Source organism: Pseudonocardia sp. Ae150A_Ps1 (assembly GCF_001932315.1).
Lineage (GTDB): Bacteria > Actinomycetota > Actinomycetes > Mycobacteriales > Pseudonocardiaceae > Pseudonocardia.
Genome location: NZ_MCIJ01000001.1, coordinates 2,574,231 through 2,598,062, shown reverse-complemented (window position 1 = coordinate 2,598,062; position 23,832 = coordinate 2,574,231). Strand labels below are relative to the sequence as shown.

Genomic DNA, 23,832 nt, shown 5'->3' with positions numbered 1-23,832 from the left:
ATCGCAGCCGGATGCGTCGCCTCTTCGGAACCGACGGCGTCCGGGGCCTGGCCAACGGCGAACTCCTCACACCGGAGTTCGCCGTTGGTGTCTGTGCCTCGGCTGCGCGCACCCTGTCGAACGGCTCCGGCCGACGGCCCGTCGCGGTCGTCGGGCGGGACCCGCGTGCCAGCGGCGAGATGCTGGAGTCCGCGGTCGTCGCCGGCCTCACCTCGGCCGGTGCGGACGCGATCCGGGTCGGGATCCTGCCCACGCCCGGTGTCGCGCACCTGGTCGCCGAGACCGGTGCCGACCTCGGCGTGATGATTTCCGCCTCGCACAACCCGATGCCCGACAACGGCATCAAGCTCTTCGCCGCCGGCGGGCACAAGCTCCCCGACGACGTCGAGGCCGAGATCGAGCGCGGGCTCGACCGCCCGGCGGACGGCCGCCCCACCGGGGACGGCATCGGCCGCGTCTGGGACGCGCCGGACGCCACCGGCGTCTACGTCGCGCACCTGCTCGAGGCCGCCCCGGGCTCGCTGAACGGCGTCCGCGTGATCGTCGACTGCGCGCACGGTGCGGCGTCGGTCGCGGCGCCGGAGGCGTACCGGCAGGCCGGTGCCGATGTCATCGCCCTGCACGCCGAGCCGGACGGCCTCAACATCAACGACGGCGTCGGGTCGACCCACCTGGAGCCGTTGCGCGCGGCCGTCCGGGAGCAGGGCGCCGACCTGGGCATCGCGCACGACGGCGACGCCGACCGCTGCCTCGCCGTCGACGCGGCCGGGAACGTCGTCGACGGTGACCAGATCATGGCGGTGCTCGCGCTCGCGATGCGCGACGCGGGCGAGCTGGCCCACGACACGCTCGTCGCGACCGTGATGAGCAACCTCGGTCTGCACCTCGCCATGCGCGACGCCGGGATCACCCTGGACACCACCAAGGTCGGTGACCGGTACGTGCTCGAGCGGCTGCGCGAGGGTGGGTTCACCCTCGGCGGCGAGCAGTCCGGGCACGTCGTGCTCCCGGGGCACGCCACCACCGGCGACGGCCTGCTGACCGCGCTACGGCTCATGTCGCGGATGGCGTCGACGGGCTCCTCGCTCGCCGAGCTGGCCGCGGTCGTCACGCCGCTGCCGCAGGTGCTGCGCAACGTCGCGGTCGGGGACAGGGACACCGTGGCCGCGTCCGCGCAGGTCGCAGAGGCGGTGGCGAAGGCGAGCGCCGAGCTCGGGGAGACCGGGCGGGTGCTGCTGCGCCCGTCGGGCACCGAGCAGCTGGTGCGGGTCATGGTGGAGGCTCCGACGGCGGCCGAGGCCGATGCCGTCGCGGGCCGGCTGGCCGAGGTGGTCGCGGCCGCGAGCTGACCGACGCCACAGGGTTCCGGACGGGGCCGTCACCCACAGGGTGGCGGCCCCGCCCGCGTGTCCGTGCCCGCTCCCGTACCCCCGTCCTCTCCGCTGCTCTGCTCACCGGTACGCGCCGCCCCGCCGTCGTTCACCGGTGCGAACGTCCTCCGCGGAACGGCGGTGCGGCCGACCCGGTGACGGCACGCTGGGGCGATGCGACCGGACGTGCAGCGGGATCCCGACGCCCTGGACCGTGCCGCGGCCCGGCTCCGCGAGACGGCCGCGGACCTCCGGACCGTGGTGGCGGGCCGGTCCCTGGGCGGCCACGGGATCGACGCGCACCGGATCGCCGACGAGCTCGACAGCCTGGCCACGACCGCCACGCACGCCGCCACCACCACCCGCCACGCCGATACCGCCGCAGCCACCCGGCTCCGGGCGGGCGTCGAGGTGCACGGTGCGGTCCCGGGGAGGGCAGGATCGTGCGTCCCGATCCGGCCGTGACCGGGACCGTCGACCAGGCGGCGGCGCTGCGGCGGCTCGTGGAGCGGCTGGACGGCACCGCGGACGTCCTGGCGGGGGTGCGGGCCGCCGTCGCGTGGGACGACGACGCCGGACGCGAGTGGACCGCCCGCCTCGACCTGGTGCAGCGGGCCGCCCGGCGGCTCGCCGACGACGTCGCGGCCGAGGCCGCGGAGCAGGACCGTGCGGAGGCAGGGGGCGCCGGGTCCGAGCCCACGGTGCCCGGGATCCGGCTGCCCGGCACCGCCGGGATCCGCACGACCGACCGTCGCGGCGTGGTCGCGCCGCTGCTCCCGCCGATGGACGGCCGGTGAGGGTCAGCTCCCGATGCCGAGGAGCCCGTGGGTCTCGCCGGAGTCCTGCTCGGCCTCGGGGTCCGGCGGCTCCACGATCGGCGCCCCGGGGACGTCGCCCGACGTCAGCGCGGACACCCGCTTCTCGCCCAGCAGCTCCTGCATGAGGAACGCCGTCACCAGCGCCCGGGTGATCTTGCGGGTGCGGTGCTGCGGCCGGTTCTGCAGCAGGTAGCTCGACCAGTGCCTGCCCTCGCAGAAGCCGAGGTGGCCGGCCTTCTCGATGCTGCGGAGCGTCACGTCGGTGCCCGCCTCGCGCTGGGCGGCGGCGATCCGCTCGGCGTGCCCCGCGGCCGGTGCCAGCGAGTCGACCGCGGCGGCGAGGTGCAGGGTGGGAGCGCCCACTCGGGCCGCCGCCTCGATCGCGGACGGCTGGATCTCCGACGGTGCCAGGGTGACGAGTGCGCCGAGCCGCTCCCGCCGGGCAGCGGTGAGGATCGCGGCGCCGCCGCCGGTGCCGTGCCCGATCAGTGCGGTGCGGCGGGCGTCGACGCTGATCCGGCCGTCGCCCAGCCGGACGCCGGCGCAGACGTCGAGCACCGTGTCGAGGTCCGAGGAGAACCGGGAGAGGCTCGGGACCGGTCCGCGCTGCGTGTTCGGGGCGGCGGCGACGATCCCCCAGGTCGCGAGGTGGCGGAGCAGCTCGTGGTAGCGGCGGACCGGCTGCAGCCACGCGTGCCCGAGGACGACCGCGGGCAGCTGGTAGCCCTCGGCCGGGGTGTAGACGATCCCCGGCAGCCCGATCAGGCCGAGGTCACCGAACCGGACCCGGTTCGGGCCCGGCCGGGAGAGCACGCCGAGTGCGTCCTTGGCACCCTTCATCGACGGGGGGCGGGTCACGCTGCTCCGGGCCACGGACGGCACCGTACCGGGGCAGGTCACCCGGCGCCCGGCTCGCGCCCGGTCCTCGGCGTGGCGCCCGTCCCACCCTGCGGCGGAAGATCGCGGATCGGGCGCGGATACCCTCACCGGCATGTGTGGCATCGTCGGTTACGTCGGTCATCAAGGCGCACTCGACGTCGTTCTCGGTGGTCTGCGACGTCTGGAGTACCGGGGGTACGACTCCGCCGGTGTCGCCCTCCCGGTCGACGGAGGGCTGCTGGTCGAGCGCAAGGCCGGGGCGCTGGCGAACCTGGAGGCCCTGCTCGACGAGGTCGGCCGGGAGCGGTTCTCGGGGACGGCCGGGATCGGGCACACCCGCTGGGCGACCCACGGCCCGCCGAACGACCGGAACGCGCACCCGCACCGGAGCAGCGACGGCAAGGTCGCGGTCGTCCACAACGGGATCATCGAGAACTTCATGGAGCTGCGTGCCGAGCTGGAGGCACGCGGGATCTGGGCCGAGTCCGACACCGACACCGAGACCGCGGCGCACCTCGTCGCGCTCGCGTACGCCGGTGAGCTGGCCGGGGTGGAGGACGCGCGCGGTGACCTGCCCGCGTCCGTCCGCGCCGTCGCCCGGCTGCTGGAGGGTGCGTTCACCCTGGTCGTGACGCACGCCGACGAGCCGGACCGGATCGTCGCCGCCCGGCGGAACTCGCCGCTGGTGCTCGGCATCGGTGAGGGCGAGACCTTCCTCGCCTCCGACGTCGCCGCCTTCATCGAGTTCACCCGCTCGGCCGTCGAGCTGGGGCAGGACCAGGTCGTCACGATCACCCGGGACGGCTACGACGTCACCGACTTCGCCGGTGCGCCCGTCGCCGCCAACCCGTTCGAGGTGACGTGGGACCTCGCGGCCGCGGAGAAGGGCGGCCACGACTACTTCATGCTCAAGGAGATCGAGGAGCAGCCCACCGCGATCGCGAACACGCTGCGCGGGCACCTCGTCGACGGCCGGATCGTGCTCGACGAGCAGCGCCTCACCGACCAGGACCTGCGGGACGTCGACAAGGTCTTCGTCATCGCCTGCGGCACCGCGTACCACTCCGGGCTGCTGGCGAAGTACGCGATCGAGCACTGGACGCGGCTGCCCGTCGAGATCGAGCTCGCCTCCGAGTTCCGCTACCGGGACCCGGTCCTGGACCGCTCGACGCTGGTCGTCGCGATCTCCCAGTCCGGCGAGACCGCCGACACCCTCGAGGCGCTGCGGCACGCCAAGGACCAGAAGGCCCGGGTGCTCGCGATCTGCAACACCAACGGTGCGCAGATCCCCCGCGAGTCCGACGCGGTGATCTACACCCACGCCGGCCCCGAGATCGGCGTCGCGGCCACCAAGACCTTCACCGCGCAGGTCGCGGCGAACTATCTGGTCGGCCTGGCGCTGGCGCAGGCGCGCGGGACGAAGTACCCGGACGAGGTCGTCCGCGAGTTCGAGCAGCTGGAGGCGATCCCGGAGGCGGTCGCCGAGGTGCTGGAGTCGCTCGGGGAGGCGCGTGCGCTGGGGCAGGAGCTGGCGCCGTCGAAGGCGGTGCTGTTCCTCGGGCGCCACGTCGGCTTCCCGGTGGCGCTGGAGGGTGCGCTCAAGCTCAAGGAGCTCGCCTACATGCACGCCGAGGCGTTCGCGGCCGGCGAGCTCAAGCACGGCCCGATCGCGCTGATCGAGGACGGCCTGCCGGTCGTCGTCGTGATGCCGTCGCCGAAGGGCCGCGCGGTGCTGCACTCGAAGCTGCTCTCCAACATCCAGGAGATCAAGGCGCGCGGCGCCCGGACGGTCGTGATCGCCGAGACCGGCGACGAGACGGTCCGCCCGTTCGCCGACCACCTCTTCGAGCTGCCCGCGGTGCCGACGCTGCTGCAGCCGCTCGTCGCGACGATCCCGCTGCAGGTCATCGCGGCCGAGATCGCCCGCGCCCGCGGCTACGACGTCGACAAGCCCCGCAACCTCGCGAAGTCCGTCACCGTGGAGTGAGCCCGGTCCCCGCTCACGGGTTCCGGCGACGCTCACGCGATGGCGTGAGCGTCCGCGGATCCGGTGAGCGGACCGGGACGAGCACTAGCCTGCCGGGCATGCACGGGGTGTACACGGCGGAGCAGATCCGGGCGGCCGAGTCGGCCATGATGCGCACCGTCGCCGACGGCGTGCTCATGCGCCGCGCGGCGGGCGGGCGGCGGCCCACCTGCGCGGGTTCCTCGGCTCCACCTACGGGCGCCGGGTGGTGCTGCTGGTCGGGGCCGGTGACAACGGCGGCGACGCCCTCTGGGCGGGCGCCGAGCTGCGCCGCCGTGGCGCGCGCGTCACCGCGGTCCTGCTGGCACCGGAACGCGCCCACCCGGGTGGCCTGGCGGCGCTGCGGGCGGCCCGCGGCCGGGTCCTCCCGCTCGGCCCGGGTGCCGGCCCCGGTGGCGTCGCGGTCGCGGTCGCGGACGTCGTCGTCGACGGGATCGTCGGCATCTCCGGGCGCGGGGCGCTGCGGGACCCGGCGCCCGCACTCGTCGAGGCCGCCGACGACGCCGGGGTGCCGATCGTCGCGTGCGACCTGCCGTCGGGGGTGGACACCGACACCGGCACGACCGACGGGCCGCACGTCCGGGCGGCGCTCACCGTCACCTTCGGCGCCCGCAAACCGGTGCACGCCCTCGCCGCGCCGCTGTGCGGCCCGGTCCGGCTCGTCGACTTCGGGCTCGGGCCGTTCCTGCCTGCCGACCCGCACGCCCGGCTCCTCACCGACGCCGACGCCGGCCTGTTCTGGCCGGTCCCCGGCCCGGACGACGACAAGTACAGCCAGGGCGTCGTCGGGATCGCCGCCGGATCGGCCACCTACCCCGGGGCAGCGGTGCTCGCCGCCGGTGCCGCCGCGCTCGCCACCTCCGGCATGGTGCGGTTCGCCGGATCCGCCGCCGACGAGGTGCGCCGGCACTGGCCGGAGATCGTCGCCACCGGCGACATCACCGACGCGGGCCGCACCCAGGCGTGGGCGGTCGGCCCGGGCATCGGGATCGGTGCGCAGGGCCTGGCGGTGCTGGAGTCGGTGCTCGACCGCGAGGTCCCGCTGTGCATCGACGCCGACGGCATCACCCTGCTGGCCCAGCACGCCCACCTGCGCGACCGGATCCTCGGCGAGCCGGTCGTGCTCACCCCGCACGCGGGGGAGTTCGCCCGGATCGCGGGCGACGTCGGCCCGGACCGCGTCGCCGCCGCCCGCCGGGCCGCCGCCGACCTGGGGGTGACGGTGCTGCTCAAGGGCAACGCGACCGTCGTCGCCGCACCGGACGGGCGGGCCCTGATCGACCCGGCCGGCGACTCCTGGGCGGCGACCGCGGGGTCCGGGGACGTCCTGACCGGCATGATCGGCGCCTTGCTCGCGGCCGGGCTGGACCCCTGGTGGGCGGCCGGGTGCGCCACGCTCGTGCACGGCCGCGCCGCGACGGCCGCCGCCCGCGAGCACGGCCTGCCCCCGGTCCCGGCACCGGCATCGGCGATGCAGGCCGCGATCCCGGTGGCCCTGCGCGCCGTCCGCGCCGCCGCCGGATCCGGCTGACCCGCCGACCACGCGCCGCCGCGCACCCCGTGCCCGCGCGCCGCACCCGTCGCGTGGGGTGCCTCGGCACGCCACGGGGTGCGCCGGCACGCCACGGGGTGCGCCGAGCCGGTACGGGGTGCGCTGGGCGCAGGTCGGGGTGCGTCGTCCGCGGGGCCGCCGGATCCGGTCGCTTCCGCCGCGCCCGGCGCTGCCGCGCACCCCATAGCCGTGCGCCGCACCCCTTGCGCGGGGTGCCGCGAGCCGCGACAGGGTGCGCCAGACAGGGAAGGGGTGCGCAAGCCGGGGACGGGGTGCCTCGGCGCGGACTCGGTGCGAGGGCGGCGGGGGCGGCCGGGCGGACACCGGCCGACCTGCGCGTCGGCCGGGTTGTTAGCGTCTTCGCGTGCCGAAGATCCTGACCAGCCTCCCCGTCGGCGAGCGCGTCGGCATCGCCTTCTCCGGTGGCCTCGACACCTCGGTCGCGGTCGCCTGGATGCGCGAGAACGGCGCGGTCCCGTACGCCTACACGGCCGACCTGGGACAGCCCGACGAGCCCGACCTCGTCGCGGTCCGCGAGCGGGCGCTCGAGTACGGCGCCGAGTCCGCGCGGGTCGTCGACTGCCGTCGTGCGCTGGTCGACGAGGGCATCGCCGCGATCGCGTGCGGGGCGTTCCACATCCGCGCCGGTGGCATGCCGTACTTCAACACCACGCCGATCGGCCGCGCCGTCACCGGCACGCTGCTGGTGCGCGCGATGGCCGAGGACGGCGTCTCGATCTGGGGCGACGGCTCGACGTTCAAGGGCAACGACATCGAGCGCTTCTACCGCTACGGGCTGCTCGCGAACCCGGCGCTGCGGATCTACAAGCCGTGGCTCGACGAGGTGTTCGTCGACCAGCTCGGCGGCCGCACCGAGATGAGCCACTGGCTGGGCGAGCGGGACCTGCCCTACCGGGCGTCGGCGGAGAAGGCGTACTCGACCGACGCCAACATCTGGGGCGCCACCCACGAGGCCAAGAGGCTCGAGCACCTCGACACCTCGCTGGAGATCGTCGAGCCGATCATGGGCGTGCGGTTCTGGGACCCGGCCGTCGAGGTCGAGACCGAGGACGTCACCGTCGAGTGGGAGGCCGGCCGCCCGGTCGCGATCAACGGCACCCGCTACGACGACCCGGTCGCACTGGTCGACGAGGCCAACCGGATCGGTGGCCGGCACGGCCTCGGCATGACCGACCAGATCGAGAACCGGATCATCGAGGCGAAGAGCCGCGGCATCTACGAGGCCCCGGCCATGGCGCTGCTGTTCGTCACCTACGAGCGGCTGGTCTCCGCGATCCACAACGAGGACTCCCTCGCCGCCTACGAGACCGAGGGGCGCCGGCTGGGCCGGCTGCTCTACGAGGGCCGCTGGCTGGAGCCGCAGTCGCTGATGCTGCGCGAGTCGCTGACCCGCTGGGTCGGCAACGCGATCACCGGCTCGGTGACCGTGCGGCTGCGCCGCGGCAACGACTGGTCGGTGCTCGACACCCGCGGGCCGGCGCTGGCCTACGCCGAGGACCGGCTGTCGATGGAGCGCGTCGAGGACGCCCCCTTCACCCCCGGCGACCGGATCGGCCAGCTCACCCTGCGCAACCTCGACCTGGCCGACTCCCGCGCCAAGCTCGAGCAGTACGCCGCGACCGGGATGCTGGGCGGGTCGTTCCGGACCTTCGTCGGCGACGTCGAGCCGGGCCGGGCGGCGGAGATCACCGCGACGCCCGCCGAGGAGGGGGCCGAGCAGGTCGAGGAGTCCCTCGACCGGGCCGCGATGGAGGCCGGGACCGACTGAGGGACGGGCCCGTCGTTCCGGGATGCGATGATCGGGGCCGTGTTGCCAGCCACCGAACCCGTACCCGGTGCGGGCGCCCCCGCGCCCCCGCCCGGCGGACCCCGGGCCGAGGCCGTGGTCGACCTGGACGCGGTGCGGCACAACGTCGCGTACCTGTCCGGCCTGGCCGCGCGCAGCGGCGCCGCGACGATGGTCGTGGTCAAGGCCGACGGGTACGGCCACGGCGCGGCCGGCGTCGCCCGGGCGGCGCTGTCGTCCGGGGCGGGCCGCCTCGGCGTCGCGACCCTGGACGAGGCCCTCGCGCTGCGCTCCGCCGGGATCGGCGCGCCGCTGCTGTCCTGGCTGCACCTGCCCGACGAGGACTTCGCCGCCGCCGTCGCCGCGGGGGTGGAGCTGTCGGTGTCGTCCCGCGAACACCTGACCGCGGTGCTGGCCGGTGCCCGCGCGGCCGGGCGGCCGGTGCGGCTGCACCTCAAGGCGGACACCGGGCTGTCCCGCAACGGCTGCCCGCCCGACGAGTGGCCCGGCCTGGTCGACGACGTCGCCGCCGCGGCCGCGGAGGGGACCTGCGAGGTCGACGCCGTCTGGTCGCACCTCGCCCGGGCCGACGAGCCCGGCGACCCCAGCATCGACGCGCAGGCCGCGCGGCTGCGGGCCGCCGCCTCGCACGTCCGCGACCGCGGGTTCGCCCCGCTGGTCCACCTCGCGAACTCGGCGGCCCTCATGACCCGCCCCGACCTGCACCTCGACCTGGTGCGCCCGGGGATCGCCGCCTACGGACTGGACCCGATCGCCCAGCCGGCCGACAGTCCGTTGCGCCCGGCGATGACGGTGCGCGGCCGGGTCGCGCTGGTGAAGACCGTCGCCGCCGGCGAGGGCGTCTCCTACGGCCACGAGTGGACCGCGCCCGGTCCGCGGACCCTCGCGCTGGTCCCGCTCGGCTACGCCGACGGCGTCCCGCGGCGGATGAACGACGGCCGCCGGATGCGGGTGCGGATCGGGGACACGGTCCGCCCGGTCGCCGGGCGGGTGTGCATGGACCAGTTCGTCGTCGACTGCGGTGCACCGGGTGAGCTCGGTGTCGCGGTCGGCGACCGGGTGGAGCTGTTCGGCACCGGCGACGGCGGCGGGCCGACCGCCCGCGAGTGGGCCGACGAGCTGGGCACCATCCACTACGAGATCGTCACCGGCATCAAGGGCCGGGTGCGCCGCACCGTGCTCGGCGGGGGGAACGCATGAGCCGCAGGGGTTGGACGGTCGCCGGGATCGCCGGTGGCCTGGTCGGTGCGGCGGGTGCCGCCGCGGGCGTCGGCGTCGCCTCGCAGCGCCGGAAGATCGCGTCGGCGCGGCGCAGCCTGGCCACCCAGATGGCCGAGCACGGCGGGCAGGAGCCTGCCGGCTGGTCCGGCGAGGAGAGCTCGGTGATGGCCGACGACGGCGTCCGGCTCGCCTGCGAGGAGGTCGGGCCGGCCGACGGCGCGGAGCCGGCGGTCACCGTCGTCCTGGTGCACGGGTTCGCGCTGGACCGGCGGACCTGGCAGGAGCAGCGCGAGTACCTGGCGCTGCTGACGGGGCCGTCGGTCCGAATGGTGCTCTACGACCAGCGCAGCCACGGCCGCTCCGAGCGGGCGCCGCAGGAGAGCTGCACGATCGACCAGCTCGGGCGCGATCTCGACGCGGTGGTCCGCGCGCTCGCCCCGGAGGGGCCGCTGGTGCTGGTCGCGCACTCGATGGGCGGCATGACGGTGATGGCGCTCGCCGAGCAGCACCCGGAGCTGTTCCACGACCGCGTCGCGGGGGTCGCGCTGGTGTCGACCTCGGCCGGGGAGATGGCGTCGTCCGGGCTGCCGGGCACGTTCCTGTCCCGCCGCAACCCGGTGATCCGCACGCTCGGTGGCCTGGCCGCGTGGCAGCCGAACCTGGTCGAGACCGGGCGGCGCGCGCTCGGCGACATCATCTGGGCGATCACCAAGCGGTTCGCCTACGGCGACCGGGCGGTGGACCCGCGGATGGTCGACCTGGTCGACACCATGATCGACTCGAACGCGGTGGGGGCGCTGACCGACTTCGTCGACACCCTCGGCACGCACGACCGGCTGGCCGCGCTGCCCGGGCTGTCCGACGCCGAGGTGCTGGTCCTCGCCGGCGACGCCGACCGGATCATCCCGTACCGGCACTCCGAGGTGATCGCCGAGGCGATCCCGACCGCGCGGCTGGTGCGGCTGCACGGCGTCGGCCACATGCCGATGCTGGAGCAGCCCGACGCCGTCGACGACGAGCTCGGGAACCTGATCGAGCGCAGCCTGGAGCGGTCCCGCGGCGACCGGTTCCGGCTCACCCGCCCGCCGCACCGCTCGATGCGCCCGCGCCGTGCGGCCGCCACCGACGAGTCCGCCGCCGGCGAGACCACGGCGGACGGGGCCACGGCGGACGCGACCGACGGCCCGGGCCGGACGGCGCCGAGCGGCGCACGGGGCACCGGCCGCCGGCGCGGAGGCGTGCTGCGGGGAACGGGCCGGGGGACCGGACGCGGCACGGGCCGCTCCCGTGGCGGGAAGGCCGGCCCGGGGTCGCGCAAGGACCGGTCGTGATCCCGCCCGCGGGGGCCGGGCCGCTGCGCCGTGAGCTGCCCACCGTCGCCGACACGGAGGCGTTCGGCGAGGAACTCGGCCGCGAGCTCGCCGCGGGGGACCTGCTGCTGCTCGCCGGGCCGCTGGGGGCGGGGAAGACCGCGCTCGTCCGCGGGCTCGCCCGGGGGCTCGGCGTGACCGGCTCCGTCGCGTCGCCGACGTTCGTGATCGCGCGCGAGCACCCGTCGTCGGGTGGCGGGCCGGCGCTGGTGCACGTCGACGCCTACCGGCTCGGCGGCCCTGACGGGAACGTCGGCGTCGCCGCCGAGCTCGACGACCTCGATCTCGACACCGAGCTGGGCCGGGCCGTCGTCGCCGTCGAGTGGGGGGGCGGTCTCGCGGAACGCCTCGCCGGTGACGACGAGCGCGGGGCCGTCGAGGTCGTGCTGGAGCGCCGCGACGACGAGACCCGGGTCGCCACGCTGCGCCGCACGGCACGACCGTAGGCTGGTCGACCGTGCTGGTACTGGCCCTGGACACCGCGACGACGGTCGTGACCGCCGGGCTCGTCGCGCTGCCCGCCGACGGCCCTCCCGAGACCCTCGCCGCCCGCGCCCACGACGGGCGCAAGCACGGTGAGCTGCTCGTGCCCGCCGTCCGCGCGCTCTGCGCCGAGGCAGGGCGGGAGCTGTCCGGGATCGGCGCCGTCGTCGTCGGGGCGGGGCCGGGGCCCTTCACCGGGCTGCGCGTCGGGATCGTCTCGGCCGCCGCGCTCGGGCACGCACTCGACGTCCCGGTGCACGGGGTCTGCTCGCACGACGCGCTCGCCCTGACCGCGGCCGGGATCGCCGAGCCGGGCGCCCCGGACTCGCGGACGGGACCGGACAACCTGCTGGTCGTGACCGACGCGCGTCGCCGCGAGGTGTACTGGGCCGCGTACGACCCGGCCGCGCGGCGGCTCACCGGACCGGCCGTCGAGCCACCCGCCGAGCTGGCCGCACGGCTCCCCGGGCTGGCCGTCGGCACCGTCGTCGGGGACCCGTCGTTCGCCGACCGGCTCGGCGCGGAGGTCACCGGGCCGTCCGCGCCGTCGCCGGCGGCACTCGTCGGTGTGGCCGCGGCCGCGCTGCGGGCCGGGCGCACCCCCGAGCCGGTCGAGCCCCTCTACCTGCGCCGCCCCGACGCCGTCGAGCCGACCGGGCGCAAGCGCGTCACCGCATGACCGCCACCGTCACCGTCGGCCCGCTCTACCGGGCGGACGCCGAGCGCTGCGCGGAGCTGGAGGACCTGCTGTTCCCCGGGGACGACCCGTGGAGCGCGCAGGCGTTCCGCGAGGCCGTCACGTCCGGGCAGCTCTACCTCGCCGCCCGGGTGGACGGCCGGCTCGTCGGGTACGCGGGGCTCGCCGTCGTCGCGGGGCCGCCGCAGGCCGAGGCCGAGGTGCACACCATCGGCGTCGACCCGGGCTGGCAGCGGCACGGGATCGGGCGGGCGCTGCTCGCGCGGCTGCTCGAGGCGGCGGACGAGCTCGGCGCGACCGTGTTCCTCGAGGTCCGGACCGACAACGAGCCGGCCCGCACGCTGTACGAGGCCCACGGCTTCGGGATCGTCGGGCTGCGGAAGCGGTACTACCGGCCGTCCGGGGCCGACGCGCACACGATGCGGCGCGACCCGGCGGGCACGGCCGGCACCTGACCGCGACCGCGGTCAGAGCCCGGCCGCCACCGCGTCCAGCCCGACCCGGGTGGCCTCGGCCAGCAGGTCCAGGTGTTCCGGGGTCGCGGTGAGCGGCGGCGAGAACCCCAGCGCCGACACCATCGGGCGGATCAGCACGCCCCGCTCCCGGGTCGCGCGGAACACCCGCTGGGGCAGGTCCGGCGCACCGGCCAGCCGCTCCGGGTCGAAGCCGAGCCCGCCGAGCACGCCGACGCCGCCGCGGGCATGGTCGACCAGCGGGTGGTCGGTGAGTCCCTGCAGGCGTTCCAGCAGCTGCGGCTCCAGGGCGTCGGCCCGGGCCAGCAGGCCGTCCCGCTCCAGCAGCGCGATCGTCGCCGACCCGGCCGCGCACGCCGCGGGATGACCCGCGTAGGTCTGGCCGTGCCGGAACACCCGGCCGGGCTCGTCCCAGAACGGGGCGGCGATCCGCTCGGAGGCGACGAGCCCGCCCAGCGGCTGGTAGCCGGACGTGACGCCCTTCGCGAAGACCGCGATGTCCGGGCGCACCCCGAACCGCTCGACGCCGAACCAGTCGCCGAGCCTGCCGAACCCGCAGATCACGGCGTCGGCGACGAACAGCACGCCGTGCCGGCGGCAGATCTCGGCGGCCGCCTCCACGTAGCCCTCCGGCGGCGGCAGCACGCCGCCCGCGCCGATCACCGGCTCGCAGAAGAAGGCCGCGACCCGCTCCGGGCCGAGGTCGACGATCGTCTTCTCCAGCCCGGCGGCGTCGTCCCACGGGGTCCGGACGACGTCCGGCACGAAGGGCCCACCGGTCCGGTTCCCCGGGATCCCGGCCAGTGCGGTGCCCAGGCCGTGCGTGCCGTGGTAGCTGTGCTCGCGGTGCAGCAGCACCGTGCGTTCCGGCTCCCCGACGGCCGCGAAGTACTCGCGGGCCAGCTTCGCCGCGGTCTCGATGGAGTCGCCGCCGCCACTGGTGAAGAACACCTTGCCGCCGTCGAGCGGGGCGCGGGCGGCGATCTCGTCGGCGAGCCGCTCGGCGGGCTCGTTGGAGAAGTCGGTGAAGGTGGAGTACGCTTCCAGCCGCCCGAGCTGCTCGGTGACGGCGTCCACGATCTCGCGGCGGCCGTGTCCGACGTTGGCGTACCAGAGGCTCGCGGTGCCGTCGAGGTAGCGGTTCCCCGCGTCGTCGTGGACCCAGACGTCGTCGCCGCGGGTGATCGTCACCTTGGCGTCGCGGACGGAGTGCATGGCGGCGAACGGGTGCCAGAACGCGGACAAAGTCGGCCTCCTCGTCGGGGCGGTGGGGTCCACGCTAGGCCGCCGCACCGGGCACGCGACCGGTGGAATCCACAACTGTGGACAACTCTGTTGTGCTATCCACAACCGGTGGACCTGGACGACCTGCTCGACCGCGGTGAGCTGGGGCTCGTGCCCGTCGTCCCGGGGCGTCGCGTCCCCGTGCACGGCGCGCACGTCGTCGAGATCCCGCAGCCGACGCGCTGGGTGCCGCCCGGCTGGGTGCTGCTGACGACCGGACTGCGGCTGACCTCCGGCGCCGAGTGCCGTGAGCTGGTCGCCGAGCTCGCCGGCGGCGGGGTGGCCGGCCTCGGGTTCGGCGTCGGCATGGTGCACGACGACGTCCCGGACGAGCTCGTGACGGAGGCCCGGCGCCGCGAGCTGCCCCTGTTCGCGGTGCCGGAGGCGACACCGTTCCGGGAGATCGTCCGCGCGGTGGACACCGCCGTCCTGGACCGGGACCTCGACGCCTTCCGGCGGGCCGCGGCGATCACCGACACGCTCACCGCCCTGCTCGGTGGCCCCGACCCGGCCGAGACCCTGGTGCACGGGCTCGCCCGGGTGCTGCGGTGCGGGGTCGCGCTGCACCGCCCGGACGGCTCGGTCCTGGCCGCCGATCCCGGTTCCGCTCCGGACGGCGCCCGCGAGCGCTGGACGCGCTTCCGGGCGCTGCCCGCCACCGGGCCGCCGGTCGAGGTCGTGGACGCCGACGGCCTGTTCGCCGCGGCCGTCCGGCCGGGTCCGGGCGTGGCTGGTCGCGGGCGTTTCCCGGGGGTCGGTGCCGGTACCACTGATCGTGCGGGCGGTGGCGCTGGTGGCGCGGCTGCTGGCCGGGCTGACCGCCGCCGATGACGACGACACGGCCCGCCGCCGCGCGGACCGGGCGGCGGCGCTGCACGCCCTCCTGTCCGGCGGGGACGGCGAGCACGCCGGCCCGGGGCCGGGCCCCGGTGGTGGGCGGACCGTCGTCGTGCTCCCGCCGTCGGCCACGGCGGCCGGTGCGGAGCGTGTCCTGGACGACGCCCGCGCCCCGTACCTGCTCGCCGAGATCGACGGTGAGCTGGTCGCGCTGGTCACCGAGGTGCCGCCGGAACTCACCGCGGCGGGGACGGCGACCGTCCCGCCCGGAGCCGAGGTCGCGCCCGCCCACCGCGACGCCCGCCTCGCCGCACGGCGCTGCGCGCTCACCGGTGCCGGGCCGGTGCGGGCCGAGGACCTCCCGGTGCTGGACCGGATGGTGCTGGAGATCGGTGCGGACCGGGTGGCCGAGCTGACCCGGGACGTCCTGACCCCGCTCGACGCCGCCCTGCGCGCCACCGTGCGGACCTGGCTGGCACACCGTCAGGACGTCCCCGCCACCGCGCGCGCCCTGCACGTCCACGAGAACAGCGTCCGGCACCGCCTCGGCCGGATCCGGGCACTGGTCGGGGACCTGCGGGACCCGGCGGTGACGGCCGCGGTGTACCTGGCGCTGCTCACCGAACGGTGATCACGGATCCGGAAGGGAGACGGCCACATACGGCCGGATCCGCACCGGATCCGTGATCACACGGGTCAGCTCGTCGCGGACAGGTACGAGAGCAGGCGCAGTTCGTCGTGGGTCAGCTCCAGGGTCCGCATCGGGAGCAGCTGGGCGAGCTGCTCCGGGGTGCGGGCACTGGCGATCGGCGCGGTCACCGACGGCTGGGCCGCGAGCCAGGCCAGCGCGACCGCCGGGACCGGGACCTCGTGGCCCGCCGCGATCTCGTCGAGCCCGGCCAGCACGGCCCGGCCACGGGAGTCGAGGTAGGCGGACGCCCCCTCGCTGCGCGGGCCCTCCGGGGCGGGGGAGTCGGGCCGGTACTTGCCGGTGAGGAACCCCTTCGCGAGCCCGTAGTACGGGTAAAGGGCCAGGCCGGCCGACTCCGCGAGCGGCACGAGCGCGGCCTCGACGTCGTCGCGCTCCATGAGGTTGTAGTGCGGCTGGACCGCGGTGAACGCGGCCAGCCCGTCGCGCTCGGAGATCTCCAGGGCCGAGCGGAGCCGCTCGGCGGAGAAGTTGGACGCACCGATCTCGCGGACCAGCCCCTCGCGGACGAGGGCGTCGAACGCGTCGAGCGTCTCCTCCTGCGCCGTGTCCGGGTCGTCGCGGTGGGCGTAGTAGAGGTCGATCCGGTCGGTGCCCAGGCGCCGCAGCGAGTCCCGTGCCGCCGCGGCGACGTTCGCGCCGCCGAGGCCCGGCCGCTCGGGCCACGAGCCCACCTTCGTGGCGAGGTGCAGCGTGTCCCGGTTGCCCCGGGCCGCCATCCACTCGCCGAGGATCGTCTCCGACTCGCCGCCGGAGTTGCCGGGCGCGCGCCACGTGTAGGAGTCCGCCGTGTCGATCCGCGTCCCGCCGGCGGCGACGAACGCGTCGAGCACCGCGAACGAGGTGTCCCTGTCCGCGGTCCAGCCGACGACGTTCGCACCGAGTACCAGGTCAGCCACGGTCGGCGACGCTACCGGGCACCGCGGCGCGGTGGACCGCCGGACGGTTGCGGCGGCCGCCGCGCGGGTAACCGCCGTGTGCCCGGGCCACGGCACCGGCGTGACGAGCAACGACGCCGGACCGGCCGCCCGCCGTGATCTCCGACCGGCCGGTACGCGAGCGTCCCCCACGCGGGTGAACGAACCGGTTGAGCCCCCGCCACGCTTCTGGCACTCTCGTGAGTAGAGTGCCAATGCGCGCGACGGAGACCGGTCGCCCCGGCACCCGCGACGGCGGGGCGGGAGGTCGCCACGTGTGCGCTGCTGACACCGGACAGAACCATCTTACCGGATTCACCCCAGGAAGGGGAGGTCATCGTCGTGGCGAACATCAAGCCGCTCGAGGACAAGATCGTCGTCCAGGCCAGCGAGGCGGAGACCACCACCGCCTCCGGCATCGTCATCCCGGACACCGCCAAGGAGAAGCCCCAGGAGGGCAAGGTCCTGGCCGTGGGCCCGGGCCGGGTCGACGACAACGGGAACCGCGTCCCGCTCGACGTGGCGGTCGGCGACGTCGTCATCTACTCGAAGTACGGCGGCACCGAGGTCAAGTACAACGGCGAGGAGTACCTGATCCTCTCCGCCCGCGACGTGCTGGCCGTCGTCAACTGACGCCGGAACTCGCGTGACGCGAACCGCCCCGGGCGGCCCACCGGACGGTGGTCCGGCCGGGGCGGTCGTGTCTGTACCCCCGCTAGCCCATGACGAGAGGCTGAGACAACAGACATGGCGAAGCAGATCAGCTTCGACGAGGACACCCGCCGCGCGCTCGAGCGCGGCGTGAACCAGCTCGCCGACGCGGTGAAGGTGACCCTCGGCCCGCGCGGCCGGCACGTCGTCATCGACAAGAAGTTCGGCGGCCCGACCGTCACCAACGACGGCGTCACGATCGCCCGCGAGGTCGACCTCGAGGACCCGTACGAGAACCTCGGCGCCCAGCTGGCGAAGACCGTCGCGACCAAGACCAACGACGTCGCGGGCGACGGCACCACCACCGCCACCGTGCTGGCCCAGGCCCTGGTCAAGGAGGGCCTGCGCAACGTGGCCGCCGGCGCCGCGCCGTCCGCGCTCGGCGAGGGCATCGCCGCGGCCGCGCAGAAGATCTCCGACGTGCTGCTGGCCAAGGCCACCCCGGTCGACGCCGGGAGCCACATCGCGCAGGTCGGCGCCATCGCCTCGCGCGAGCAGGAGATCGGCGACCTGATCGCCCAGGCGATCCAGACCGTCGGCAACGACGGCGTGATCACCGTCGAGGAGGGCTCCACGCTCGCCACCGAGCTGGAGATCACCGAGGGCCTGCAGTTCGACAAGGGCTACCTGTCGCCGTACTTCGTCACCGACTCCGAGTCGATGGAGGCGGTGCTCGAGGACGCCTACATCCTGCTGCACCGCGACAAGATCAGCTCCATCCAGGACCTGCTCCCGCTGCTGGAGAAGGTGCTCGGCGAGGGCAAGCCCCTGCTGATCATGGCGGAGGACGTCGAGGGCGAGGCGCTGTCCACCCTGGTCGTCAACTCGATCCGCAAGACCGTCAAGGTCGCCGCGGTCAAGTCGCCGTTCTTCGGTGACCGCCGCAAGGCGTTCATGGACGACCTCGCGATCGCCACCGGCGGCCGGGTCATCAACCCGGAGGTCGGCCTCAAGCTCAACGAGGCCGGGCTGGACCTGCTGGGCAAGGCCCGGCGCGTCGTCGTCACCAAGGACAACACCACGATCGTCGAGGGCGGCGGTGACAAGGCCGACGTCGAGGGCCGCGTCGCGCAGCTCAAGCGCGAGATCGAGGCGTCCGACTCGGACTGGGACAAGGAGAAGCTCCAGGAGCGCCTGGCCAAGCTCTCCGGTGGTGTCGCGGTCATCCGGGCCGGTGCGGCCACCGAGACCGCGCTCAAGGAGCGCAAGCACCGCATCGAGGACGCGGTGTCGGCCACCCGGGCCGCGGTCGAGGAGGGCATCGTCCCCGGTGGCGGGTCCGCGCTCGTGCACGCCGCAGCCGAGCTCGACGGCGGCCTCGGCCTCACCGGCGACGCCGCGACCGGTGTCGCGATCGTCCGCAAGGCGCTGTCCTCCCCGCTCTACTGGATCGCGGAGAACGGCGGGGACGAGGGCTCCATCGTGGTGTCCCGCGTCGCCGAGAAGGGCTGGGGGACCGGGTACAACTCGGCCACCAAGACCTACGGCGACCTGGTCGCCGACGGCGTCATCGACCCGGTCAAGGTGACCCGGTCGGCCGTCGAGAACGCGGCCTCCATCGCGCGCATGGTGCTGACCACCGAGAGCGCCGTGGTGGACAAGCCGGAGGAGGAGCCTGCTCCGTCCGCCGGCGGCCACGGCCACGGGCACGGGCACTGAGTTCCAAGCCTACGCACGACGAAAGGCGGGCGACCGATGGTCGCCCGCCTTTCGTGTGTCGCGGGGCAGGGAGTAGAGGATCCGGTGGTGCCGGGCCTCTCAGACGGCGCCGAGCTTCTCCACCGGCTGGGCGGTCGCCTCGGCGGCGACCTTGAGCGTGCGGCGCGGACCGCGGATGATCGCGTCCCGCTCGGACTCGGACAGGCCGCCCCAGATGCCGTACGGCTCGTGCACGTTGAGGGCGTGCTCGCGGCACTGCGCGAGGACCGGGCAGTCGTTGCACACCTGCTTGGCGCGGTTCTCGCGGCGTGCCCGTGCGGGACCACGCTCACCTTCGGGATGGAAGAAGAACGCGCTGTCCATCCCCCGGCAGGCCCCCTCCCTCTGCCAGTCGTAGATGTCGGCGACCGGGCCGGGAAGCCTCCGGATGTCCGCCATGTTTGTCACCTGCCTTCGACCTCGGGCTTGACATGGTGAAGATTCCCGGGGTTCGACGGGTGCAAACCTGTTGGGAGGAGAACGATCGTGCACGTCCGGTCCCCGGATCCGGTGGCGTCCCCGCCACGCGCCGTGATCCGGCTGCTCGGCGGGGCGGCGACGAGCCACGATGCCGGCCGGGCGGCCCGGTCGCCGTCCGCGATCACCCGCTGGGCTGCTGCCGTCGCGCTGGGTGGCGTCGGTCACTACGCCCGCGCGGCGGGTGTCCTGGAGGCTCTTCGGCGGGACCCGGCCGTGGATCCCGGCCTGCGGGCGCACGCGCTGGTGACGAGGGCGTCGCACCTGCGGCAGCTGGGCGGGCACGCGGCCGCCATCCCGCTGGACGGCCGGGCGGCACGTCTCGCGCGGGGCCTCGGGTGTCCTGGCGGACCGGACGACCCCTGGGGGACGGGCGCTGGTGCCGCCGTGGCGGACGCGCTCACCGGCCTGGCCGCGGACGCACTGGGCCGGTTCGACGCCGCCCGCGCCGCCGTCCTGCTGGACCGGGCCGGCCCGTGGTGTGGCGCGGCAGGGTCCCGCACCCGGGTCCGGCACGACTGGGTGAGCGCCGAGACCGCGCTGGTCGCCGGCGACGCGGACGCCGCACTGGTCGCGGCGGACCGGGCACTGGCCGGTGCCCGGACGCTCGGTTCCGACCGGCACGTCCTGAAGAGCCGGCTGGTGCGGGCGGTCGCTGCCGGGGTGGCGGGCGAGCACCCGTCGGCGGTGCTCGCCGAGCTGGACGCGGTCGCGGCGGACGCGCTGGCGACCGGGATGGTGCCGTTGCACCGGCCGGCACTGCTGGCCGCGGCGGACCTCGCCGACCGCCACCCGCCGGAGAGGGTCGGAGCGGTCGTCGACCCGGATGACGGCGAGGTCCTGTGACGAAGCGGTCACGGTACGGCTGAACAGGGGATGAACAACCGGGCGGGTGCATCGGACGCCGCACCGCGACACGCCGGAGAGTCACGTTTCGATACGCGCAGTCGCCGAGCGGGTGCGGAGGGTCGCCGACATGCGGCATTGCACACGGTGAGCGTCCTCTATACGCGAAGTGACGGTCCCGGCCGGGAACTGCTGCGGGAGTAGTGCTGGATCCCCGGACCGGAGGATGTACCGTACGGACTACTCCATTCGGCGACCCTTCACCCACATGACGCTGAGGCAGGTGGGCCGGAGTTCCGAACGGAGGCCACAAAATCGCCCCGACCGTGTCAAGGTGAGAGGGTCACCCGCCGATTCGGAGGGTGAGCATCACCCGGCTGCAGGAAGCTGCAGGAAGGAATCGTCGTGACGACGGTACTCATCTGCGACGATCGTCGCAGCGTCCGCGAGGGTCTGACCCGCGTCATGTCCGCGGTCCCCGGGGTCCAGCGCATCGACTGCGTGGCCCACGGGGACGAACTCCTCGCCCGCTACGCCCGCCAGTCCGTCGACGTCGTCCTGGTCGGGACCCAGCGTGCGGTGCCCACCGGTGTGGAGGCCACCCGGCGCCTGGTCGCCGCGCACCCCCAGGCCAACGTCATCGTCTTCGGTGCTCCGGACGACGCGGGCAGCATCGCCGCCGCGATCGCCGGCGGTGCCCGTGGCTACCTGCGCTGGGACGCCTCGCGGCCCGAGCTGGTCGCCGCGCTGGCGCACACGCTGGCCAGCACGTCGGTGCCCACCCCGCGGGTCCCCACCGACCCGGGCGTCCAGCTCACCGAGCGTGAGCTGCAGGTGCTGCGCGGGATGAGCCAGGGCAAGAGCAACGGCCAGATCGGCCGCGAGCTCTACCTGTCCGAGGACACGGTCAAGACCCACGCCCGGCGGCTGTTCCGCAAGCTGGGTGTCCGGGACCGCGCGCAGGCCGTCGCGCACGGGTTCCGGCGCGGTCTCGTCTCCTGACGGACGACCTGCCGCACCCCGCGTACCGCGCCGGATCCCCGAACCCGGCGTGACTCGCACCCCGTGCCGCCCGCGAGGGCCGGTCACGGGACCCACGGGCCGGACCGACCCCCGCGGTCCCGCCCACGACGGCTCCGGCGTGCCGCCACGCGCGCCACCCCGGCTCCGGACGGTCGTCCGGCACCGGTCGTGCTCCCCGCGACTGGACCCGCGACCTCCGCCGGACGCCATCGCCGAGCCCCGCTCCCGCCGGCCGGGTCGCACCCCGCCGGTCGTGGGGCATCGCTGCCGCCGCGCCCCGGCGGCCCAGCCCGCGCCCGGCGTCGTCCCGGACGCCCCTCCTACCACACGACCCGTCCCGTGCCCGTGCCTGTCGTCCCGGCCCCGGGTCGGAGCCCGGGCGACGAGCGGTCGCCGTCGAACCGGGAACAGTCACCTCACGTCCCTGTGGTCCCTTTCGTCACTCACGTCACGTTCGTTACACGGGCGTCGTGTGCCGGTGCTGTGAACGTCGCCGGAGCGGATGCCGCCCGCGCCGGGCGGTCCACGACCGGCCGCCCACCAGGGATGATCTTCTTCCCGTCCGGCCACAGCGCCCGACGGTGCCGCGTGTACCGCTCGCCGACCGTGCCCGCCTGGTGACCGCGTGCACCCGAGGCGTCACGCAACCCGACACTCCGCACGATCGTCTGACTCTGCATGGAGCAGCTCCCACGGGCGTACGGCGCTCGGATACGGTGGACCCTCCGTGGTCCCACCTGCCGGAACGCGGGTTGCCTCCACGATCGGATGACGCCGAAGCAGTCTCGTAACACCTGGACGGTTCCCCACGATGAGTGAATCAAGAGACGTTCCCGACGAGTGGATCGAAGCGGCGATGGCCGGCGATCGATCCGCGGTCGAGCGCGTTCTCACCATGATTCGGCCCCTCGTCGTGCGCTACTGCCGGGCACGACTGGGGACCGACAGAGGATCCGTCTCGGCGGACGACGTCGCCCAGGAGGTGTGTGTAGCCGTGCTCACGGCGTTGCCGGGGTACCGGGTGCAGGGCCGCCCGTTCCTCGCGTTCGTCTACGGCATCGCGTCGCACAAGGTGATCGACGCGCACCGGGCGGCGTCCCGCAACCGCTCCGAGCCCGTCGCCGACGTGCCGGAACGGATGGAGACGTCCGACGGCCCGGAGACCCGGGCCCTTCAGGTCGAACTGTCCGAGGAGATGTCCAGGCTGCTGGAGGTCCTCCCGGAGAAGCATCGGGAGATCATCGTGTTGCGGGTGGTCGTGGGGTTGTCCGCGGAGGAGACCGCGGCAGCCGTCGGCTCCACACCGGGCGCCGTCCGGGTGGCACAGCACCGGGCGCTGTCCCGGCTGCGGAAGATCATGAGTGAGGAGGTGGTCCGGGATGCGTGACCAGGATCCGTACGGCCCGGGCCGACCCCCACGGCCGGGCGACGGGCAGGAGCGCCCGCCCGCACCGGTCACCCGCGGCCGCTTCGGCGAGCCGCGGCCCGGTCCCCAGGGTGGCCGTCCCCCGTCGGGCCAGAACGGCCACCGGGGCGGGCAGCCGGTCGGCCGGCCGTTCGCCGACCAGCCGGAGCTCGACGACGAGGGCCCGGTCGACCTGGTCGAGCTGCAGGCCGACGACGAGCTGATCAACGCCTTGTCGTCCGGCCTGGGCGTGTCCGGACCGGGCAACCGCGGCTACGACGTCGACGACCGTCTGGTCGCGCTGCTCTCCACCTGGAAGGACGACGTCGACCGCGAGCCGGTCCCCGAACTCGTCGGGACCGACGAGGCAGTCGAGATGCTGCAGCCGGCGAAGCCGTCGCGGAAGGTGTCCTTCCTGCGCCCGCTGGTCGCGGCCGCTGCGGTGGCCGCCTGCGCCCTCGCCGTCGTCTCGATCGGTGCGCACGAGGCCCAGCCGGGCGACGCGCTCTGGGGTGTCAGCAGGGTGCTCTACAGCGAGCGTGCCGAGCAGGTCCAGGCCGCGACCGACCTGCGGACGGGCATCGAGCGTGTGAACGCGAAGCTCGCCTCCGGCGACACCGTCGGTGCGCAGCAGGATCTCGCCGCGCTCGGCCCGCTCCTCGACCGGACCGATCCCGAGCAGCGTGACGACTTCGAGCAGCAGAACCGTTTCCTGACGCAGAAGGTGGCGGAGTCCCCGGCCGGTGTCCCGACCGACCCGCGGGCACCGCTGCGCGACGGCACCCCGGCGCCGCCGTCGTCGGAGGGGCGTCCGGAGCCGCAGCAGCCCGTCTCGCCGCGGCCGGAGTCCGGTACCTCGAACCCGGGCGGCAGCTCGTCGGGTGGCAGCACGAGCCCGGACGGGAGCAGCAGCCCGGAGGGCAGCAGCGACCCGCGGGTGCTGCAGGGGCCGGGCACCGGGAGCCCGTCGCCGAGCACGACGACGTCGCCGAGCCCGTCCGAGACCTCGCCGACGACCGAGGGATCGGCCGACCCGAGCACGACGTCCACGTCGCCGACGGCGTCCGGCGAGGGCGGTCGTTCCGAGTCCGATCGGGACACGCCGTCGTCGTCCACCTCGACCGGGGCGGTCAGCAGCTCCCCGAACTGAGGCACGTACGAGAAGGGCCCCGGAGGCGTCGTCCTCCGGGGCCCTTCTCGTCGTTCCG

At 75.0% G+C, this 23,832-nt stretch carries 22 protein-coding genes and 1 pseudogene; 19 read left to right on the top strand and 4 right to left on the bottom strand.

Features of this window, described 5'->3' with window-relative positions; genetic code table 11:
• The first annotated feature begins 11 nt into the window (after window positions 1–11).
• From glmM to Ae150APs1_RS11880, 3 genes are all read left to right on the top strand, one after another.
• Window positions 12–1,349 (top strand): phosphoglucosamine mutase, encoded by a 1,338-nt coding sequence (glmM, locus tag Ae150APs1_RS11890; RefSeq protein ID WP_075297532.1) that lies wholly within the window; start codon window positions 12–14, stop codon window positions 1,347–1,349.
• Between the two features lie 195 nt (window positions 1,350–1,544).
• Window positions 1,545–1,835 (top strand): hypothetical protein, encoded by a 291-nt coding sequence (locus Ae150APs1_RS11885; RefSeq protein ID WP_075297530.1) that lies wholly within the window; start codon window positions 1,545–1,547, stop codon window positions 1,833–1,835.
• Entirely contained in the window at window positions 1,832–2,167 is a 336-nt protein-coding gene (locus tag Ae150APs1_RS11880) for a hypothetical protein (RefSeq protein ID WP_139316877.1), read from the top strand. The genes Ae150APs1_RS11885 and Ae150APs1_RS11880 overlap by 4 nt, the downstream gene beginning before the upstream one ends.
• A gap of 3 nt (window positions 2,168–2,170) precedes the next feature.
• On the opposite strand, the gene Ae150APs1_RS11875 is transcribed toward Ae150APs1_RS11880, so the two are convergent.
• Complete coding sequence (locus Ae150APs1_RS11875; RefSeq protein WP_249266308.1) at window positions 2,171–3,061, bottom strand: dienelactone hydrolase family protein; 891 nt, start codon at window positions 3,059–3,061, stop codon at window positions 2,171–2,173.
• A gap of 118 nt (window positions 3,062–3,179) precedes the next feature.
• Between Ae150APs1_RS11875 and glmS the strand changes: the two genes are divergently transcribed.
• From glmS to rimI, 8 genes and pseudogenes are all read left to right on the top strand, one after another.
• Complete coding sequence (gene glmS, locus Ae150APs1_RS11870) at window positions 3,180–5,054, top strand: glutamine--fructose-6-phosphate transaminase (isomerizing) (protein ID WP_075297524.1); 1,875 nt, start codon at window positions 3,180–3,182, stop codon at window positions 5,052–5,054.
• A gap of 98 nt (window positions 5,055–5,152) precedes the next feature.
• Window positions 5,153–6,624 (top strand): annotated as a pseudogene (locus Ae150APs1_RS11865) (NAD(P)H-hydrate dehydratase).
• Window positions 6,625–7,009: 385 nt separating this feature from the next.
• Complete coding sequence (argG, locus tag Ae150APs1_RS11860) at window positions 7,010–8,434, top strand: argininosuccinate synthase (RefSeq protein ID WP_010236504.1); 1,425 nt, start codon at window positions 7,010–7,012, stop codon at window positions 8,432–8,434.
• A gap of 42 nt (window positions 8,435–8,476) precedes the next feature.
• Window positions 8,477–9,673 (top strand): alanine racemase, encoded by a 1,197-nt coding sequence (alr, locus tag Ae150APs1_RS11855; RefSeq protein WP_075302023.1) that lies wholly within the window; start codon window positions 8,477–8,479, stop codon window positions 9,671–9,673.
• Window positions 9,670–11,025 (top strand): alpha/beta hydrolase, encoded by a 1,356-nt coding sequence (locus Ae150APs1_RS11850; RefSeq protein ID WP_075297522.1) that lies wholly within the window; start codon window positions 9,670–9,672, stop codon window positions 11,023–11,025. Before alr ends, Ae150APs1_RS11850 begins: the two co-directional genes overlap by 4 nt.
• Complete coding sequence (tsaE, locus tag Ae150APs1_RS11845) at window positions 11,022–11,510, top strand: tRNA (adenosine(37)-N6)-threonylcarbamoyltransferase complex ATPase subunit type 1 TsaE (RefSeq protein ID WP_075297520.1); 489 nt, start codon at window positions 11,022–11,024, stop codon at window positions 11,508–11,510. The genes Ae150APs1_RS11850 and tsaE overlap by 4 nt, the downstream gene beginning before the upstream one ends.
• 11 nt (window positions 11,511–11,521) lie before the next feature.
• Entirely contained in the window at window positions 11,522–12,226 is a 705-nt protein-coding gene (gene tsaB, locus Ae150APs1_RS11840) for a tRNA (adenosine(37)-N6)-threonylcarbamoyltransferase complex dimerization subunit type 1 TsaB (RefSeq protein WP_075297518.1), read from the top strand.
• A complete protein-coding gene (gene rimI, locus Ae150APs1_RS11835; protein ID WP_010227302.1) occupies window positions 12,223–12,699 on the top strand; it encodes a ribosomal protein S18-alanine N-acetyltransferase in 477 nt (158 codons plus the stop codon). The genes tsaB and rimI overlap by 4 nt, the downstream gene beginning before the upstream one ends.
• A gap of 12 nt (window positions 12,700–12,711) precedes the next feature.
• Here rimI and Ae150APs1_RS11830 read toward each other — a convergent pair whose 3' ends face one another.
• Entirely contained in the window at window positions 12,712–13,962 is a 1,251-nt protein-coding gene (locus Ae150APs1_RS11830) for an aspartate aminotransferase family protein (protein WP_212567201.1), read from the bottom strand.
• A gap of 108 nt (window positions 13,963–14,070) precedes the next feature.
• On the opposite strand from Ae150APs1_RS11830, the gene Ae150APs1_RS11825 reads away from it, so the two are divergent.
• Together Ae150APs1_RS11825 and Ae150APs1_RS33530 are read left to right on the top strand one after the other, a co-directional pair.
• Window positions 14,071–14,832: a PucR family transcriptional regulator ligand-binding domain-containing protein gene (locus tag Ae150APs1_RS11825; protein WP_075297516.1), complete on the top strand. Its 762-nt coding sequence runs from the start codon at window positions 14,071–14,073 to the stop codon at window positions 14,830–14,832.
• On the top strand, window positions 14,786–15,469 hold the full coding sequence (locus tag Ae150APs1_RS33530) for a PucR family transcriptional regulator (protein ID WP_075297514.1): 684 nt from the start codon (window positions 14,786–14,788) through the stop codon (window positions 15,467–15,469). The genes Ae150APs1_RS11825 and Ae150APs1_RS33530 overlap by 47 nt, the downstream gene beginning before the upstream one ends.
• A gap of 65 nt (window positions 15,470–15,534) precedes the next feature.
• Here the strand turns inward: Ae150APs1_RS33530 and Ae150APs1_RS11815 are convergent, their stop codons facing one another.
• Window positions 15,535–16,446, bottom strand: coding sequence for an aldo/keto reductase (locus Ae150APs1_RS11815; RefSeq protein ID WP_010225613.1), 912 nt, complete (start codon window positions 16,444–16,446; stop codon window positions 15,535–15,537).
• 354 nt (window positions 16,447–16,800) lie between these two features.
• Here Ae150APs1_RS11815 and groES point away from each other — a divergent pair, with 354 nt between their 5' ends.
• Together groES and groL are read left to right on the top strand one after the other, a co-directional pair.
• The gene (gene groES / locus Ae150APs1_RS11810; RefSeq protein WP_197519944.1) at window positions 16,801–17,097 is read left to right on the top strand and encodes a co-chaperone GroES; all 297 of its coding nucleotides are present in this window, start codon (window positions 16,801–16,803) and stop codon (window positions 17,095–17,097) included.
• A gap of 114 nt (window positions 17,098–17,211) precedes the next feature.
• Window positions 17,212–18,834, top strand: coding sequence for a chaperonin GroEL (groL, locus tag Ae150APs1_RS11805; RefSeq protein WP_075297512.1), 1,623 nt, complete (start codon window positions 17,212–17,214; stop codon window positions 18,832–18,834).
• A gap of 99 nt (window positions 18,835–18,933) precedes the next feature.
• Here groL and Ae150APs1_RS11800 read toward each other — a convergent pair whose 3' ends face one another.
• Window positions 18,934–19,272 carry a WhiB family transcriptional regulator gene (locus Ae150APs1_RS11800; protein ID WP_050802229.1) on the bottom strand — a complete coding sequence of 113 codons (339 nt, stop codon included), beginning with the start codon at window positions 19,270–19,272 and terminating at the stop codon, window positions 18,934–18,936.
• A gap of 87 nt (window positions 19,273–19,359) precedes the next feature.
• Between Ae150APs1_RS11800 and Ae150APs1_RS11795 the strand changes: the two genes are divergently transcribed.
• The 4 genes from Ae150APs1_RS11795 to Ae150APs1_RS11780 all read left to right on the top strand — a co-directional run bounded on the left by Ae150APs1_RS11795 (window position 19,360) and on the right by Ae150APs1_RS11780 (window position 23,774).
• A complete protein-coding gene (locus tag Ae150APs1_RS11795; protein ID WP_075297511.1) occupies window positions 19,360–20,196 on the top strand; it encodes a hypothetical protein in 837 nt (278 codons plus the stop codon).
• A 405-nt stretch (window positions 20,197–20,601) separates the two neighbouring features.
• On the top strand, window positions 20,602–21,198 hold the full coding sequence (locus Ae150APs1_RS11790; RefSeq protein ID WP_010225624.1) for a response regulator transcription factor: 597 nt from the start codon (window positions 20,602–20,604) through the stop codon (window positions 21,196–21,198).
• Between the two features lie 832 nt (window positions 21,199–22,030).
• The gene (locus Ae150APs1_RS11785) at window positions 22,031–22,606 is read left to right on the top strand and encodes a sigma-70 family RNA polymerase sigma factor (protein ID WP_029239687.1); all 576 of its coding nucleotides are present in this window, start codon (window positions 22,031–22,033) and stop codon (window positions 22,604–22,606) included.
• On the top strand, window positions 22,599–23,774 hold the full coding sequence (locus Ae150APs1_RS11780; protein ID WP_075297510.1) for an anti-sigma-D factor RsdA: 1,176 nt from the start codon (window positions 22,599–22,601) through the stop codon (window positions 23,772–23,774). The genes Ae150APs1_RS11785 and Ae150APs1_RS11780 overlap by 8 nt, the downstream gene beginning before the upstream one ends.
• Window positions 23,775–23,832: the final 58 nt, after the last annotated feature.